Here is a 12,846-nt window from a genome sequence, read left to right as displayed (position 1 = left end):
CCCAGCGAGGTCGCGATCCGCGCCCGTCTGCGCGTTCCGCGCCCATCCGGACGGCCGCGAGATGCACGGACGGCGGCGGAACAGACCAGACCTCAGCTGAGCTGGTTCTTCTCCACCCAGGCGAGGTACTCGTCGGTGACCGTGCCCGTGACGTACTCCCCGGTGAAGCAGCTCATCTCGAGCTCGGTGATGTCGCTGCCCTCGAGGATCGCCGACTGCATGTCCGCGACCTCCTGGTAGATCAGGTAGTCGGAGCCGAGGGCGTCCGAGATCTCGGGGATGCGGCGGCCGGAGGCGATGAGCTCGCGCCGCGTGGGCATGTTGATGCCGTACACGTGCGGGTAGCGCACCGGGGGCGCGGCCGAGGTGAACGTGACCGAGTTGGCGCCGGCGATGCGGGCCATGTCGACGATCTCGCGCGACGTGGTGCCGCGCACGATCGAGTCGTCGACGATGAGCACGTTCTTGCCCCGGAACTCCGAGCTCATCGCGTTGAGCTTCTGCTTGACGCTCTTCCGCCGCTCCTCCTGGCCCGGCATGATGAACGTCCGGCCGACGTAGCGGTTCTTGTAGAAGCCCTCGCGGTACTCGATGCCGAGCTTGCGGGCGACCTGCATGGCTGCGGGGCGCGAGGAGTCCGGGATCGGCATGACGACGTCGATCGCGCCGGACGGCGTGTACTTCGCGATCGTGTCGGCGAGGCGGTCGCCGAGGCGCAAGCGCGCGTCGTAGACGGAGATGCCGTTCATGATCGAGTCGGGGCGCGCGAGGTAGACGTACTCGAACGAGCACGGGATGAGGCGCGGGTTCTTCGCGCACTGCCGCGAGAACAGCTCGCCGTTCGCGGTGACGAAGACGGCCTCGCCGGGGGCGATGTCGCGCACGACCTCGTAGCCGCCGGCCTCGAGCACGAGCGACTCGCTCGCGACCACCCAGTCGTCGCCGACGAGCCCGGTCGTGCGGCGGCCGAGGATGAGCGGGCGGATGCCGAACGGGTCGCGGAAGGCGAGCAGGCCCTGCCCCGCGATGAGCGCGATGGCGGCGTAGGAGCCCTCGACCCGCTCGTGCAGCGTCTCGATCGCGTCGAACACCTGGTCGGGATCGAGGTCGGTGCCGCGCACCTGCGACTGCAGCTCGTGGGCGAGCACGTTCACGAGCAGCTCGGTGTCGGAGTTCGTGTTGAGGTGCCGGCGGTCGACGTGGAACAGCTCCTGCGTCAGCTCGCGGGTGTTCGTGAGGTTGCCGTTGTGCACGAGCACGATGCCGTACGGCGCGTTCACGTAGAAGGGCTGCGCCTCCTGCTCCTTCGACGCGTCGCCGCGGGTCGCGTAGCGCACGTGGCCGAGGCCCATCGTGCCGAGCAGGCTGCGCATGTCGCGGGTTCGGTAGGCCTCGCGCACCTGGCCGCGGGCCTTGACCATGTGGATGATCGAGCCCTCGCTCGTGGCGAGGCCGGTCGAGTCCTGGCCGCGGTGCTGGAGCAGCGACAGCGCGTCGTAGACCTGCTGGTTGACCGGGCTGGCGGAGACGATGCCGACGATGCCGCACATGCGAGGAGGTGGCTCCCGAGAGAGGAAGAGCGGGGCACCCGGACGGGTACGGTCCAGTTTCGCACAGCGCGGCCGGGAGCGCCGACGTACCCGGATCGGGTCGACCGCGCCCGGACGGCTCGGCGCGATCCGGTCTACAGCAGGGTGAGGTCGACCTGGATCTCGGCGGCGAGGCGCTCGAGCTCCTCGCGCACCGCGTCGGCGTCGGCGCCGTCCGGGATCCGCGCGACGACCCGTGCCTCGAACAGCAGTCCGCCGTACATCGCCGCGTCGCGGGTGCGCGACTCGAGCTCCTGGATGCCGACGCCGTGCCGCTGCAGCGCCGTCGAGATGTCGCGCACGATGCCGGGACGGTCGTTGCCGATCAGCTCGATCACGAGGTCGCGGCCGCCGGAGGTCGCGTCGGCGGCGCCGTCGTGCGTGGTGATGGCGAGCATGCCGTCGAGTCCGCGCAGGGCCGCGCGCAGCTCCGCGGCGCGCGCCTCCGGCACCGAGACCTGCACGACGCCGGCGAACGCCCCCGCCAGCTCGGCCAGCTGGCTGCGCTCCCAGTTGCCGTCGTGGGCGGCGACCACGTCCGCGACCGCCGACACGAGGCCGGCCCGGTCGGCGCCGACGAGGGTGAGGACGAGCGTCGTCATGTCGTCACCCTACGGGGCGCCCTCCGCGGACTGGTCGCCCGGCCCCGCGGCGAGCCGGGCGATGATCGGCTCGAGCGCCGCGCGCCAGGCTGCCGGGTCCTCGCGCAGCAGGTCGTCGACGGCGATGGCCTGCTCGCCGATCCACCAGATGCCGCTCGCCGTCAGCGGGATGACCTCCACGCGGAGGCGGAACGGCTGCGCCGCGTGGCCGGCGGCCGTCTCCCAGTCCGCGATCGCGTCATCCACGACGGTGTCGAGCGTGCCGGCGACCGCGGCCTCGAGGTGCGCGGTCTCGAACGCGTCGTGCACGACGGAGGCCCAGGCGCGGGCGTCGTCGAGGTGGCGCCGCACGAGCGCCTCGAAGGCCTCGCCGCCGGCCTCCGCGAACGGCCGGACGCCGGAGTCCGGGTCGGTGACGGACACCCACCAGCGCGTCCAGGCCCAGGTGGTCCGCTCGTCGGCGGTCGTCGCCGCGGGCAGCCCGGTGCCGAGCAGGCGGGGCAGGCCGGAGGGGTCGGGCACGCCGAGGGCGTCGCGGAGGTAGAGCGCGACGAGGACGTCGCGCGACGCGTCCTCGTCCACCCGCCAGCGGGCGCTCACGGGGTGCCCGGTGGCGGCCCCGGAGGCTGCTGGTTCTGCTGATTCTGCTGGTTGATGATCTGCTGGTTCAGCAGATCCTGCTGGCGCTGCACCTCCTGCTGGCGGAGCACCTGCTCGTGCGCGTCGCGGCCGGCGCGCATCGCGGCGCTCCCGCCCGTGCCGGCACCCGGGGGCCGGGTGGGCGTGCCGGAGCCGAGCCCACCGCGCAGGATGCGCACGAGGATCAGCACCGCGACCACGACGACCGCGAGCGCGATGATGCCGAACGCGATGGGGAAGAGGCCGTCGACGCCGAGCGGTCCGATCGGATCCATGCGCCCACCCTACGAGGGGCCGCCGTCGCGCCGCCGGTACCCTGGGAGCGTGACGGACGCCCCCGCGAACCCCTATGCCGCCGCCGGAGTCGACACCGCGGCCGGTGATCTCGCCGTCGAGCTGATGAAGTCGGCGGTGGCGCGGACGCACGGGCCCGAGGTGCTCGGCGGGGTCGGCGGCTTCGCAGGGCTGTTCGACGTGTCGTTCCTCAAGGACTACGACCGCCCGCTCCTCGCGACCTCCACCGACGGCGTCGGCACGAAGGTCGCGATCGCGCAGGCGCTCGACAAGCACGACACCATCGGCCAGGACCTCGTGGGCATGGTCGTCGACGACATCGTCGTCGTCGGCGCGCGACCGCTCTTCATGACCGACTACATCGCCTGCGGCAAGGTCGTGCCGGAGCGGATCGCGGACATCGTCGCCGGCATCGCGCGCGCCTGCGCCGAGACCGGCACGGCACTGGTCGGCGGCGAGACGGCGGAGCACCCCGGACTGCTCGGACCCGACGACTACGACGTCGCCGGCGCCGCGGTCGGCGCGGTCGAGGCGGGGTCGGTGCTCGGCGCCGAGCGCGTGCAGGACGGCGACGTCGTGCTGGCGCTCGGATCGTCCGGCCTGCACAGCAACGGCTACTCGCTCGTGCGCAGCATCCTCGAGCGCCGCGGCATCGGCTACGGCGACCGGCTCGACGACCTCGGCGGCGTCGTCGGCGAGGTGCTCCTCGAGCCGACGCGGCTGTACACCGCCCCGCTGCTCCGGGTGCTCGCCGACCCGGCCCTGACCACCGGCGTGCACGCGCTGAGCCACGTCACCGGCGGCGGCATCGCGGCGAACCTCGCGCGCGTGCTGCCGCGCGGCTCGTGGGTCGAGCTGGAGCGCGGGCTGTGGAGCCCGCCGCCGGTGTTCCGGGTGCTCGCCGACCTCGGCGGCACGAGCCTCGAGAGCGTCGAGTCGACGTGGAACCTCGGCATCGGCTTCTTCGCGGTCGTGTCGGCGCGCGCGGCCGACGGCATCGTGGCGGAGCTCGCGGCGGACGGCATCCCGGCCTGGGCCGCCGGGCGCATCTCCACGTCGCAGCGCGACCTCACCGGCTTCGAGCAGGGCGCGAAGGGCGTCGACGGCGGCGCCGTGCGACTGGCCGGCACGTACGGGGACTAGCCCGCGGGGACCTCAGCCCTCGATCGGCTCCAGCACGAACACCTGGATGAGGCGGTCGGTCTTCGTCTGGTAGTCGGCGTAGCCGGGCCAGGCGGCGACGGCGCGCTCCCACCAGGCGTCGCGCTCGGCACCGGGCTCGAGCTCGCGCGCGGTGTAATCGCGCTTGACCGGACCGTCCTGCAGCTCGACGTGCGGGTGCTTCAGCAGGTTCCAGTACCAGACCGGCGGCTGCGGGGCGCCGCCCTTCGAGGCGACGACGGCGTAGCGGCCCTCGTGCTCGACGCGCATGAGCGCGGTCTTGCGCAGCATCCCGCTCTTCGCGCCGACGCTGGTCAGCACGATCACCGGATGCCCCTGGAGGTCGCCGCCCTCGGCGCCCCCTGTGGCCTCGTACGTCTCGGCCTGCGTGCGGGCCCAGTCGGCGGTCGAGGGTGCGTAGTCTCCGGTCAGCGGCATGACGACGGCAACGGGGAGACGGGCGAGATCATTCCCGGGCTCGGATGCGGGGCTTCGACAGGCTCAGCCATCCGGCAGGCGGCTCAGTCATCCCGTGGGCGGCTCAGCCATCCGGTGGGCGGCTCAGCCATCCGCCGGGCGAGGAGACCTAGGCGGTCTTCGACTCGTCGGCGTCGTCCTGATCGGTGTCGTACTCGTCCGAGTACTCCGGCCATTTCTCGAGATCCTCCTCGAGCCGCGGGTTGCCACCCAGCTCCTTCTCGAGGGCGGAGTAGTTGGTGTCCGGGCTGAAGTACTTCAGGTCCCGAGCGACCTTGGTGTGCTTCGCCTTCTGACGGCCGCGCCCCATGCGTGACCCCCTCGAAAATCAGGATGTGGACAGTGGTGAAATCTGGCCGCGAGTCTAACACGGGGCACGCGACGCCCCCTCCGGGGCGACGTCGGCCTCCGGGGGATGTGCCGGGCCCGTGAACACAGCATCCGTCCTGCTGTGCACGGTCCGTCAGCACTAGCGTATTGCGGGTGACCGACCTTGACTACGACACGTCCGTCGTGGTCATCGGGGCGGGCCAGGCCGGCCTCTCGGTGGCCTATTTCCTCCGCCGGCTCGGCCTCGACCCCGGCAACGACGTGGTGCTGCTCGACCGCGGCCCCGGCGCCGGCGGGGCATGGCAGTTCCGCTGGGAGGCGCTGCGCCTCGGCTACGCGCACCGGGTGAACGACCTGCCCGGCATGGACGAGCTCGGCATCAGCTTCGAGACCGCGGACCGCCAGGTGCCGGCGAAGGACGTCGTGGCCGACTACTACCGGCGCTACGAGGAGCACTTCGACCTGCAGGTGGTGCGCCCCGCCGACGTCACGCGGGTCGACGGCATGCTCGACGGCTTCGCCGTGCACTTCGACGACGGCGTCGGCACCCAGACCGTCACCTCGCGGGTGCTCGTCAACGCGACCGGCACCTGGGGTGCGCCGTTCATCCCGTGGTACCCGGGCCTCCGCTCGTTCGGCGGCCGGATGCTGCACACCGCCAAGTACCGCGACGCCGAGGAGTTCCGCGGGCAGAACGTGATCGTCGTGGGCGGCGGCACGAGCGCGATCGGGTTCCTCATCGAGCTGGAGCGCGTGGCCGGCAGCATCACCTGGGTCTCCCGGCGTCCGGTCGAGTTCCTCGGTGAGCAGGAGCTCGACATCGAGGCCGGCAGCCGCTCCGTGGCGATGCAGGACGAGGCGGCCCGCGACGGCCGGGCGCTGCCGAGCATCGTGTCGACGACCGGCGTGCCGCGCTCGCGGCGCATCCAGGCGGCGATCGACCGCGGCCTGCTCGTGGCGCAGCCGATGTTCTCCTCGATCGAGCCGGACGGCGTGCGCTTCCCCGACGGCCGCTTCGAGCCGGCGGACGCGATCATCTGGGCGACCGGCTTCCGCCCCGAGCTCCGGCACCTCGCGCCGCTGAAGCTCCGCGAGAAGCAGGGCGGCATCACGGTCGGCCAGGGCGCCTCGTGGCGCAACTCGCGGGTGTTCTTCGCGGGCTACGGCCCGACGGCGTCGACGATCGGCGCGAACCGGGTCGGCCGCACGATCGCCCGGCAGGTCGTGTCGACGCTCTCGTCGCTCTGAGACGGCTCCGCTCGGATGCCTGAGCCTGTCGAAGTCGCCCGTCGACGGGCGCACGGGTCCGGCGTGTGCGGCCGCACCTTTCGACCGGCTCGGGGATCCGAGATCTGACCGTCAGCCGCGCAGCGCGTCCCAGACCGTGATCGCCGCCGCGGCCGACCATGCCTGCGGACGGCAGGCCGCGGGGTACGGCACGGGCGAGGGCAGCTCCGACGCCGGGTCGCCGGAGTGCAGCTCCGGCATCCGGTAGTCGAACGCGACCGCCGCGGCGAGCAGGCCCTCCGCGAGCTGCGCCGCCTCCGCCGCGAAGCCGTCGCGCGCGAGCCCCCGGATGGCGATGGCTGTGTCGTGAGCCCACACCGCACCGCCGTGGTAGCTCAGCGGCCAGTAGCCGGCCGCGCCGGTCTCGAGGGTGCGCAGGCCGAATCCGCTCGACAGCTCCGGCGACACCAGCCGTCGCGCCACGAGCGCCGACTCCTCGGCCGAGAGCAGGCCGGTGCCGAGCAGGTGGCCGATGTTCGAGGTCAGGGTGTCGACCGGGCGCTTGTGCGCGTCGAGCGCGATCGCCGGGTACGCGCCGGCCGGGTCGTCGATCCAGAAGCGCTCGCGCACGGTCTGCTGCAGCCGCGCCGCCCAGGCCCGCCACTCGGCCGAGGCCGCGTCCGACCCGTCGAGCGCCTCGAGCAGGTCGGCGCCGCCGATCGCCGCCTCGTAGGCGTAGGCCTGCACCTCGACGAGCGCGATCGGCCCCTCGGCGAGGCGGCCGTCGCGCCACTGCACGCTGTCGTCGGAGTCCTTCCAGCCCTGGTTCGAGAGCCCGCGCCCGGACTCGTCGACGTACTCGAGCAGTCCGTCGCCGTCGCTGTCGCCGGCGTCGCGCATCCACTCCAGGGCGGCGACGAGATGCGGACGGAGGCTGCGCGCGGCCTCGAGCGGCACGCCGCCGGCGCGCCAGGCGTCGACGAGCAGGCCCACCCAGAGCGGGGTGGCGTCGACGGTGCCGTAGTAGAAGGGCGGCAGCATCATGCCCTCGGGTCCGTCGGGCTCGGTGCGGCGCACCTCGTGGATGATCTTGCCGGGCTGCTCGGCCGTCGCCACGTCGCGCCGCGTGCCCTGCAGGCCGGCGAGCGTGCGCAGCGTCGAGGCGGCGACGCCGTCGTCGATCGGCAGCAGCAGCCGGGCCGCCCAGATCGAGTCGCGGCCGAAGAGCGTGAAGAACCAGGGGGCGCCTGCGGCGAGGAACTGGTCGTCGGCGCCGGTGCGCACGACGCGGAGCGCGTCGAGGTCGTCGAGCGCGCGGCGCAGCCAGCGGCGCAGCCGGTCGTCGGCGCCGGAGGCGTCCGGTTCGGTCCAGCCCGCCGGGCCCTCGGGCGCGGCGACGACGGCGGCGGAGTCCGCGCCCTCGATCGCGAACGCGACGGAGGCCGAGCCGCCGGCCGGGATGACGACCTGCCAGGCGGCGACGACATCCGGCCCGTCGGCGGCCACGACCGCGCCCGGCGCCGCCAGCCGCGCGGTGACGGCGTCGCGCGACCAGCTCGCGCCCGCGCCGTCGACCGCGACCCCCACCGGGGCATCCGAGCGTCCCGACCGCACGAGCGCCATCGAGTCGACCGCGGCACGCAGCCGCAGCGCGACGGGCACGCGGAGCTCCTCGGTGTGCCGCGAGCGGAGCGTGAAGTCGAGCGATGTGCCGCCGCCCGTGGTGGTGCGGCGCAGCTCGCCGCGCACGTCCGGGTCGGCGCCGGCGGCGTCGAGGCCGCGGTGCAGCGTCGTGACGAGCACGGTCGCGGCATCGAGCACGGCGGTGGCGACGTGCTCGCCGCTGCCGCCGCCGGCGACGACCTCGAGGCCGGAGGCGATCCGCACGTCGGAGACGTAGATGCCGTCGATCGACGAGGCGCCCATGCGCCCGTCGGCACGCGACCAGGCCTGGCCGGGCGCGCGGAGCGTCACGAGCCCGTCGTGCAGGAGCGGCTGGAGCGGAGGCTCCTGGATCGGTTCGGTCATCGGCCGGCCCCTCGTCGTCGCGGTCGCGGGGGAGTTGACACCCCGCCTTCCGGGGGTACGCTAGCACCGTCGATTTGATCGTTCAAAACAGAACGCGGATCGCCGAGCGCCGATGACGTCGAAGGAGATCGGGATGGCAGGACTGCCCACCGTCGACGATGTCGCACGGCTCGCCGGCGTCTCCCGCCAGACCGTCTCGAACGTGCTCAACGCTCCCGACGTCGTGCGCCCGGCCACGCGCGAGCGGGTGCAGACGGCGATCGCCGAGCTCGGCTACCGCCCGCACGCGTCCGCCCGGCGGCTGCGCACCAGGGCGAGCGGCACGATCGGCGTGCGCCTCGATCCGGTGAGCGGCAACGGCGTCTCGGGATCGGTGCTCGACCGCTTCCTGCACGAGCTCACGCTGCGCGCGGACGCCCGCGGCATGCGCATCACGCTGTTCACCGCGGCCGACGACGAGTCGGAGATCGAGCAGTACCGCCGCCTCCGCGACGGCGCCGACATCGACGCGGTGATCGTCACCGGCACGTCGTACGACGACCCGCGGATCGACTGGCTCGTGCGCGAGCGGATGCCGTACGTCGCGTTCGGCCGCCCCTGGGGGTCGGAGACCATCGACGACCCGCTGCGGCCGTGGGTCGACGTGGACGGCGCCGTCGGCACCCGCGCCGCGACGGCGCACCTCGCCGAGCGGGGGCTGCGGCGCATCGGCTGGCTCGGCTGGCCGGCGGGATCCGGCACCGGCGACGACCGCCGGTCCGGCTGGGCCGACGCGATGCGGGGGCTGTTCGGCAGCGACGAGGCCGAGCTCGACGCGATCTCGAGCACCGCCGAGGAGAACGTCGCCCCGGCCCGCCAGGTCGTCGAGGAGCTGCTCGCGCACGGCGGCGAGCCGCCGCTCGACGCCCTCGTCTGCGCCTCCGACTCCCTCGCGCTCGGCGCGATGATGGCCGTGCGGGAGGCGGGGTTCCCGCGCTTCCCGGTCATCGGCTTCGACAACACCCCGGTCGCCAAGGCGGTCGGACTCTCCAGCGTCGATCAGCGGCTCGACGAGGTCGCCGCCTCCGCGCTGGACCTGCTCCTCGGACCGACCGGCGGCCGCGTGCTGCCGGCCGGATCCGACACCGGCGAGCCGCGCCATCGGCTCGTCGACCCCCGTCTTGTCGTCCGCCGGTCGAGTCACCTGGCACCCGTCGATGAGGACCACCCGGCCGAGACCACAGCCTCGGCGATCGAAGGACGAAAGGAACCATCATGAGGATCCGCAGGATCGCGGTCGGCGGCGTCGCCGTCGCGGCCGCCCTCGCGCTCAGCGCGTGCGGCTCGGGCTTCAGCTCGGGCGACGGCGCGAAGCAGGACTCGTCGAAGCCGCTCACCGTGCTCATCGGCTCGAGCGGCGACGCCGAGACGAAGGCCGTCAAGGCCGCCGCGGCCGACTGGTCGAAGAAGTCGGGCACCAAGGTCACCGTCACCGCGGCGAGCGACCTCAGCCAGCAGCTCGCGCAGGGCTTCAGCTCCGGCAAGCCCGCCGACGTGTTCTACCTCTCCAGCGACTCGCTCGCGAACTACGCCTCGAACGGCTCGCTGCTCGCCTACGGCGACGACCTGTCGAACAAGGACGACTTCTACCCCTCGCTGGTGAAGGCGTTCACGTACGACGGCAAGCTCTACTGCGCGCCGAAGGACTTCTCCACGCTGCAGCTGATCATCAACGAGCAGAAGTGGCAGGAGGCCGGCCTCACCGACGCCGACATCCCGACCACCTGGGACCAGCTCCAGAGCGTCGCGACGAAGCTCACCTCGGGCGGCACGACCGGCCTCGTGATGAGCGGCGAGTACGCCCGCATGGGCGCGTTCATGGTGCAGGCGGGCGGCAACATCGTCAACGCCGACAACACGGAGGCGACCGCCGACAGCCAGGCGAACGTCGACGCGCTCACCTACATCAAGCAGAACCTGACGGCCGGCGACTTCAAGCTCGCCGCGGACGTCGGGGCCGGCTGGGGCGGCGAGGCGTTCGGCAAGCAGCTCGGCGCGATGACGATCGAGGGCAACTGGATCGCCGGCGCCATGACGAACGACTACCCGGACGTGAAGTACAAGGCCGTGCCGCTGCCGAAGGGCCCGAAGGGCGAGGGCACGCTCCAGTTCACGAACTGCTGGGGCATCGCGGCGGACAGCGCGAACCAGGACGGCGCGAAGGACCTCGTCGCCGCGCTGACGAGCAAGTCCGACCAGCTCGCCTTCTCGAAGGCGTTCGGCGTGCTGCCCTCCATCCAGTCGGCGGCCTCGGACTTCAGCAAGGACTACCCCGCGCTGCAGCCGTTCCTCGACGGCGTGAAGTACGCCCAGACCCCGCCGACCGCCAAGGGCGCCGCGGACGTGGTGTCGGATCTCAACTCGAAGCTGGCGCAGCTGGCCTCGGGCGACCCGAAGTCGATCCTCGAGTCGACGCAGTCCAACCTCGCGCCGCTCTACAAGAAGTAGGGATACCGGGATGACGAGGACGGGAGCGCCGACGACCGGCGACCGCACGGCGCCGCGGCGCCGGGGCGCCGGCATCCGGCGGGGCGAGGCCGGCTCCGGCTGGCTGTTCACCGCGCCCGTCCTCGTCATCCTCGGGCTGTTCCTGCTCGTGCCGGTGCTCATGGCGGCCTGGGTCAGCGTGAGCGACTGGGCCGGGCGGGGCAGCCCCTTCGCGGCCGGCGTGCACTTCGTCGGCGGCGCGAACTACTCGGCGCTCGTCAGCGGCGGCGGGCTGACGGAGAGCGACTTCGGCATGTCGCTGAAGAACAACCTCTGGTACGTCATCTTCGTCGTGCCGATCCAGACGGCCCTGTCGCTGGCGCTCGCGCTGCTCGTCAACCGGAAGCTGCTGCGCGGGCGCGGGTTCTTCCGCACGGCCTACTACTTCCCGTCCGTGACGAGCTCGGTCGCGATCGTCGTGCTGTGGACGTTCCTCTTCTCCACCACCGGCGCCGTGAACGAGGTGCTCGGCTGGCTCGGCGTGAACGGGCCGAACTGGTTCAACGACCCGAACGGGCTGTTCCACTTCGGCGCGCAGAGCGGCCCCGGCTTCCTCGACGGCACCGCGCTCGGCGTGAGCTGGTGGAACTGGCTCGGCGGACCGTCGGTGGCGATGAGCGTGCTCATCCTGCTCGCCGTCTTCACCACGAGCGGCACCTTCATGCTCGTGTTCCTCGCGGCGCTGCAGAACCTCAGCCCGGACGTCGAGGAGGCGGCCGAGGTCGACGGCGCGAGCTCGTGGACGCGCTTCTGGCGCGTGACGCTCCCGCAGCTGCGGCCGACCCTGTTCACCGTCATCACGCTCGGGCTCATCGGCTGCTGGCAGGTCTTCGACCAGGTCAACATCGCCACGAAGGGCAACCCGGCCAAGACGACGCTCACCCCGGCGTACCTCTCGTACCAGAACTCGTTCGGCCAGAACGAGTGGGGGTCGGGCGCGGCGATCGCGTTCATCCTGTTCGCGATCATCATCGTGTTCACGCTGGTGCAGCGGGCGGTGCTGGCAGAGAGGGCGGTCTCGAAGCGCCGGATGCGCTGGATCACCGCGGCGCGGAAGGAGACGGCGCGATGAGCGACACCGCCATCCGGATGGCTGACCCGGTCGAAGCCGAAGCCCCTCAGCGACCCCGCGGCGGCTGGACCTCCCGCCGCGTCGTCGCGCAGAGCGCCGTCTACGTCGTGCTCGTGCTCATCGCGGTGCTCTACATCTTCCCGTTCCTCATCAACATCGCGACCATGTTCAAGACGGACGCGGACGCGGCGGCGAACCCGCTGTCGCTCATCCCGGAGACCTGGACGACGGCCGCGCTGCGCACCCTGTTCGTCAACTCCGACTTCCCCACCTGGGCGATGAACTCGGCGATCGTGACGGTGTTCGTGACCGCGGGGCGGGTGTTCTTCGACTCGATCGCGGGCTACGCGCTGGCGCGGCTGCGGTTCCGCGGCCGGAACGTCGTCTTCGCGGCCGTCGTCGCGGTGATGGCGGTGCCGAACGTGGTGCTGCTCATCCCGAAGTTCCTCGTGATCAACCAGCTCGGCATCTTCAACTCGTATCTCGGCATGATCCTGCCGCTGCTGGCGGACGCCGCCGGCGTCTTCATCATGAAGAACTTCTTCGAGTCGATCCCCGTCTCCGTCGAGGAGCAGGCCCGCATCGACGGGGCCGGCACCTTCCGGATCTTCTGGTCGGTCGTGCTGCCGATGGCGCGGCCCGCGCTCGTGACGATCATCATCCTGTCGTTCCAGGGCTCGTGGAACGAGTACGCGCACTTCCTCGTCGCGACGAACGACCCGTCGCTGACGACCCTGACGAAGGGCGTCGCGTCGCTCGCCAGCGGGCAGCTCAGCTCGGGTCAGCAGTTCCCGATCAAGCTCGCCGCCGGTGCGATCATGACGATCCCCGTCGCGGTGGTGTTCTTCATCTTCCAGCGCCGCATCACCGGGGCGACGGCGGGCGCGGTGAAGGAGTAGCG

General features: G+C 72.3%; 13 protein-coding genes. 6 read left to right on the top strand and 7 right to left on the bottom strand.

Annotated features, from left to right (window positions below; all coding sequences use genetic code 11):
* Positions 1 to 92 precede the first annotated feature (92 nt).
* The 4 genes from purF to AC1RSJ_RS07545 form a co-directional block, all read right to left on the bottom strand.
* Positions 93 to 1,550, bottom strand: coding sequence for an amidophosphoribosyltransferase (gene purF / locus AC1RSJ_RS07560; RefSeq protein WP_493117743.1), 1,458 nt, complete (start codon positions 1,548 to 1,550; stop codon positions 93 to 95).
* A 134-nt stretch (positions 1,551 to 1,684) separates the two neighbouring features.
* Positions 1,685 to 2,191 (bottom strand): glycine cleavage system transcriptional repressor, encoded by a 507-nt coding sequence (locus AC1RSJ_RS07555; RefSeq protein ID WP_493117742.1) that lies wholly within the window; start codon positions 2,189 to 2,191, stop codon positions 1,685 to 1,687.
* Positions 2,192 to 2,200: 9 nt separating this feature from the next.
* Positions 2,201 to 2,791 carry a hypothetical protein gene (locus AC1RSJ_RS07550; RefSeq protein WP_493117741.1) on the bottom strand — a complete coding sequence of 197 codons (591 nt, stop codon included), beginning with the start codon at positions 2,789 to 2,791 and terminating at the stop codon, positions 2,201 to 2,203.
* Complete coding sequence (locus tag AC1RSJ_RS07545) at positions 2,788 to 3,105, bottom strand: hypothetical protein (RefSeq protein WP_493117740.1); 318 nt, start codon at positions 3,103 to 3,105, stop codon at positions 2,788 to 2,790. The genes AC1RSJ_RS07550 and AC1RSJ_RS07545 overlap by 4 nt, the downstream gene beginning before the upstream one ends.
* Before the next feature lie 49 nt (positions 3,106 to 3,154).
* Here AC1RSJ_RS07545 and purM point away from each other — a divergent pair, with 49 nt between their 5' ends.
* Positions 3,155 to 4,267, top strand: a complete 1,113-nt coding sequence (gene purM, locus AC1RSJ_RS07540; protein WP_493117739.1) for a phosphoribosylformylglycinamidine cyclo-ligase — start codon at positions 3,155 to 3,157, stop codon at positions 4,265 to 4,267.
* Between the two features lie 12 nt (positions 4,268 to 4,279).
* Here the strand turns inward: purM and AC1RSJ_RS07535 are convergent, their stop codons facing one another.
* Positions 4,280 to 4,723, bottom strand: a complete 444-nt coding sequence (locus AC1RSJ_RS07535) for a nitroreductase family deazaflavin-dependent oxidoreductase (protein WP_493117738.1) — start codon at positions 4,721 to 4,723, stop codon at positions 4,280 to 4,282.
* 148 nt (positions 4,724 to 4,871) lie between these two features.
* Positions 4,872 to 5,072, bottom strand: a complete 201-nt coding sequence (locus AC1RSJ_RS07530) for a DUF3073 domain-containing protein (protein ID WP_493117737.1) — start codon at positions 5,070 to 5,072, stop codon at positions 4,872 to 4,874.
* A gap of 173 nt (positions 5,073 to 5,245) precedes the next feature.
* On the opposite strand from AC1RSJ_RS07530, the gene AC1RSJ_RS07525 reads away from it, so the two are divergent.
* Positions 5,246 to 6,340, top strand: a complete 1,095-nt coding sequence (locus tag AC1RSJ_RS07525) for an FAD-dependent oxidoreductase (protein WP_493117736.1) — start codon at positions 5,246 to 5,248, stop codon at positions 6,338 to 6,340.
* A gap of 111 nt (positions 6,341 to 6,451) precedes the next feature.
* On the opposite strand, the gene AC1RSJ_RS07520 is transcribed toward AC1RSJ_RS07525, so the two are convergent.
* Entirely contained in the window at positions 6,452 to 8,347 is a 1,896-nt protein-coding gene (locus tag AC1RSJ_RS07520; RefSeq protein WP_493117735.1) for an MGH1-like glycoside hydrolase domain-containing protein, read from the bottom strand.
* A gap of 133 nt (positions 8,348 to 8,480) precedes the next feature.
* On the opposite strand from AC1RSJ_RS07520, the gene AC1RSJ_RS07515 reads away from it, so the two are divergent.
* From AC1RSJ_RS07515 to AC1RSJ_RS07500, 4 genes are read left to right on the top strand one after another with little or no spacing between them, the layout of a single operon-like run.
* On the top strand, positions 8,481 to 9,605 hold the full coding sequence (locus AC1RSJ_RS07515; protein WP_493117734.1) for a LacI family DNA-binding transcriptional regulator: 1,125 nt from the start codon (positions 8,481 to 8,483) through the stop codon (positions 9,603 to 9,605).
* Positions 9,602 to 10,834 (top strand): sugar ABC transporter substrate-binding protein, encoded by a 1,233-nt coding sequence (locus AC1RSJ_RS07510; RefSeq protein WP_493117733.1) that lies wholly within the window; start codon positions 9,602 to 9,604, stop codon positions 10,832 to 10,834. The genes AC1RSJ_RS07515 and AC1RSJ_RS07510 overlap by 4 nt, the downstream gene beginning before the upstream one ends.
* Before the next feature lie 10 nt (positions 10,835 to 10,844).
* Positions 10,845 to 11,945 carry a carbohydrate ABC transporter permease gene (locus AC1RSJ_RS07505; protein ID WP_493117732.1) on the top strand — a complete coding sequence of 367 codons (1,101 nt, stop codon included), beginning with the start codon at positions 10,845 to 10,847 and terminating at the stop codon, positions 11,943 to 11,945.
* Entirely contained in the window at positions 11,942 to 12,844 is a 903-nt protein-coding gene (locus tag AC1RSJ_RS07500; protein ID WP_493117731.1) for a carbohydrate ABC transporter permease, read from the top strand. Before AC1RSJ_RS07505 ends, AC1RSJ_RS07500 begins: the two co-directional genes overlap by 4 nt.
* Positions 12,845 to 12,846 lie beyond the last annotated feature (2 nt).

This window comes from Schumannella sp. GW821-FHT10F01, assembly GCF_058809295.1.
This window is presented reverse-complemented; position numbering and strand designations above follow the sequence as displayed.

Excerpts from the sequence above, each read along its gene's own strand:
- AC1RSJ_RS07530 (WP_493117737.1), bottom strand. The coding sequence starts at position 5,072 with ATGGGGCGCGGCCGTCAGAAGGCGAAGCACACCAAGGTCGCTCGGGAC.
- AC1RSJ_RS07535 (WP_493117738.1), bottom strand. The coding sequence starts at position 4,723 with ATGCCGCTGACCGGAGACTACGCACCCTCGACCGCCGACTGGGCCCGC.
- AC1RSJ_RS07515 (WP_493117734.1), top strand. The coding sequence starts at position 8,481 with ATGGCAGGACTGCCCACCGTCGACGATGTCGCACGGCTCGCCGGCGTC.
- purF (WP_493117743.1), bottom strand. The coding sequence starts at position 1,550 with ATGTGCGGCATCGTCGGCATCGTCTCCGCCAGCCCGGTCAACCAGCAG.
- AC1RSJ_RS07520 (WP_493117735.1), bottom strand. The coding sequence starts at position 8,347 with ATGACCGAACCGATCCAGGAGCCTCCGCTCCAGCCGCTCCTGCACGAC.
- AC1RSJ_RS07500 (WP_493117731.1), top strand. The coding sequence starts at position 11,942 with ATGAGCGACACCGCCATCCGGATGGCTGACCCGGTCGAAGCCGAAGCC.
- AC1RSJ_RS07510 (WP_493117733.1), top strand. The coding sequence starts at position 9,602 with ATGAGGATCCGCAGGATCGCGGTCGGCGGCGTCGCCGTCGCGGCCGCC.
- AC1RSJ_RS07545 (WP_493117740.1), bottom strand. The coding sequence starts at position 3,105 with ATGGATCCGATCGGACCGCTCGGCGTCGACGGCCTCTTCCCCATCGCG.
- AC1RSJ_RS07505 (WP_493117732.1), top strand. The coding sequence starts at position 10,845 with ATGACGAGGACGGGAGCGCCGACGACCGGCGACCGCACGGCGCCGCGG.
- AC1RSJ_RS07555 (WP_493117742.1), bottom strand. The coding sequence starts at position 2,191 with ATGACGACGCTCGTCCTCACCCTCGTCGGCGCCGACCGGGCCGGCCTC.